This window comes from Pseudoroseomonas ludipueritiae (genome assembly GCF_014490445.1).
Taxonomy (GTDB): domain Bacteria; phylum Pseudomonadota; class Alphaproteobacteria; order Acetobacterales; family Acetobacteraceae; genus Pseudoroseomonas; species Pseudoroseomonas ludipueritiae.
Map to the genome: position 1 here is coordinate 1 of NZ_JACTUZ010000293.1, position 2,327 is coordinate 2,327.

Sequence of the window (2,327 nt, forward strand, 5' to 3'; positions counted from 1 at the left end):
CCGCGCCGCTGCTGCGCTACGGCAGCCAGGCCAAGGCGCTGGTGCTGGGCCCGGGCATGAGCGGCGGGCGGGAGGCCGATGCTCTGGTGGCGGCGCTGTTGCAAGAGCTTTCCGGCCCGGCGCTTGTGCTGGATGCCGCCGCCCTGGCGCCGCTGGCCGGTTGCCGGGAGGCGCTGCGCCGCCATGCCGGCCGCGCCGTCATCACCCCGCATGATGGCGAGATGGCGCGGCTGCTGGATGTCTCGCGGGAGGAGGTGCTGGCCGATCCGCTGGGCATGGCACGGCGGGCGGCGGCGCTGTTGCAGGTGGTGGTGATCATGAAGGGCGCCTATTCCCGTATCGTCACGCCGGAAGGCGATGCCTGGGCCTCGGACCATGGCAATATCGGGCTGGCCACCTCCGGCTCGGGCGACGTGCTTTCCGGCATCATCGCCGGCCTGCTGGCGCGGGGCGCCACACCGCTGCAGGCGGCCATCTGGGGCGTCTGGGTGCATGGGGAAGCGGGGCACCGCCTGGCCCGCGCCCAGGGGCCGGTGGGCTACCTGGCGCGGGAACTGCCGGCGGAGGTGCCACGCATCCTGGCCGACCTCGCCGCCTGAGCGGCGATGGCCGGCCCGGGCCCGCTCAGCCGCCGGGCTTCTTGCCCTCGGCTTCCGGGCCGGGGTCGCCGTCGGCGCGGGGGCCCTTGTTGGCATAATCCAGCACCTTCCTGGCCATGGCCTCGGTGTCGCTGGCCGGCCGGCCGCCCTCGGGGTCGAAAGGCTTGTCCTCCGTGTCGCGCTCATGCGCCGAAGGGGTGCCATGGGCATTGCCCGGCCCCTGCGCGCCCAGGCCCTGCGGCGTGGCGCCGCCTTCGGGCTTGCCGGTGCCGCTCATGATTCACCCCGCTTCACGGTGCCGGTGTCCGAGCCGCCCGTGCTGGCGCCGCCGGTGCCCATGCTGCCGAAGCCGGCACCCGGCTTGCTGCCCGGCGCCATGCCGCCGGGGTTATGGGCGGAAGCGATGCCCTGCGCGCCCGCCGCCGGCTGCGCCGGGGCCGCGCCCTGGCCGCCGGTGGTGTCCTCGATCAACTGGTCGACGGCGGAATTCTTCTTGCTGTCGTCTGCCATTCTGCTGGTTCCCTGGCTGAAAAGGGGGCGTCGCGCGGCATCCCCTGACCCGGAGTTAACCCTCTGGTCAGGGGGCGGGTTCCCCAGCCGCCGGCGCTTGTTTCCGGCCGACTTTCCCCGCTGCCGGACGTTAAGGCCCTGCGCCATGCCGCGGCGCCACCACCTGCCAGGACGAGATGATGGATTCCGAGCCCGAAAGCCTGCTGGCCGCGCAACTGCTGGAAGGGGCCGATGCGGCGGGGGAGACGGGGTTGATCCATGTGGCGCGCTCCACCGCCCGCGCCGAGCGCCTGTTCCACGCCGCCCGCGCCCTGGCCGATGGCATGGAGGTGCTGCTGCTGCCGGGCTGGGACTGCCTGCCTTATGACCGTGCCTCGCCTTCCGGCGCCGTGATGGGCAGCCGCATGGCCACCCTGGCGGCGCTGGCACGCAAGGCGGCCGGGCCGAGGCTGGTGATCGCCAGCCTCGGCGCCGCCACGCAACGCCTGCCGCCGCCTGACGCCCTCGACAGCCTGGAACTGCGCCAGGGCGAGGCGCTGGACCTGGAGGCGGTGGAGGACCGCCTGCTGCGCCTCGGCTACCGCCTGGATGCCCGGGTGGACGAGCCGGGGGAGGCGGCGGTGCATGGCGCTGTGCTGGATATCTTCCCCGCCGCCGAGGAAGCGCAGCCCTGCCGCATCGAGCATGCGGAGGGCCGCGTCACCGCCATCCGCCGCTACGACCCGCTGACCCAGCGCAGCGTGACGGAAGTGGAGGCGGTGACGCTTTGCCCGGCCTCCGAGATCGTGAACCCGCGCGATGTGCCGCTGCCCCTGCCGCCGGGCGCCGAACACGGGCTGGCCGGCTTCTACCCTGTGCTGACCACGCTCTTCGACCTGCTGCCCCGCGCGCCCGTGGTGCTGGAGCCGGAGGTGGCGGAGCTGCGCGCGGAGCGGGAGCGGGAGGTGGCGGAAGCCTTCCGCACCCGCCTCGCCCTGCTGGCCACGGAAGAGGAAGCCCCGGCGCTGAGCGAGCCCGCCGCCCTGTTCCTCGATGCCGCGGCCTGGAAGGCGGCGCTCTCCGGCCGCGCCGTGACCACCCTGGAGGAAGCGCCGGAGGAACCGTCCGGCCAGCTCCCCCGCTTCGCGGAAGCGGAGGAGCCGGAGGAAGCCTTCTTCGATTTCCTGGACAGCGAGCGCGCCGCCGGCCGCCGCGTCGCCCTGGCCGGGCCGCCCCGCG

3 protein-coding genes and 1 pseudogene are annotated in these 2,327 nt (G+C 74.2%); 2 read left to right on the forward strand and 2 right to left on the reverse strand.

What is annotated here, in order from left to right; all coding sequences use genetic code 11:
* Positions 1–599: ADP-dependent NAD(P)H-hydrate dehydratase (locus tag IBL25_RS25685; RefSeq protein ID WP_187781281.1), on the forward strand; the 599-nt coding region annotated here is incomplete at its 5' end.
* 25 nt (positions 600–624) lie between these two features.
* Here IBL25_RS25685 and IBL25_RS25690 read toward each other — a convergent pair.
* Entirely contained in the window at positions 625–876 is a 252-nt protein-coding gene (locus tag IBL25_RS25690) for a hypothetical protein (RefSeq protein WP_187781282.1), read from the reverse strand.
* The gene (locus IBL25_RS25695; protein WP_187781283.1) at positions 873–1,109 is read right to left on the reverse strand and encodes a hypothetical protein; all 237 of its coding nucleotides are present in this window, start codon (positions 1,107–1,109) and stop codon (positions 873–875) included. The genes IBL25_RS25690 and IBL25_RS25695 overlap by 4 nt, the downstream gene beginning before the upstream one ends.
* A gap of 176 nt (positions 1,110–1,285) precedes the next feature.
* On the opposite strand from IBL25_RS25695, the pseudogene IBL25_RS25700 reads away from it, so the two are divergent.
* A pseudogene (locus tag IBL25_RS25700) lies at positions 1,286–2,327 on the forward strand (hypothetical protein); the annotation flags it as partial.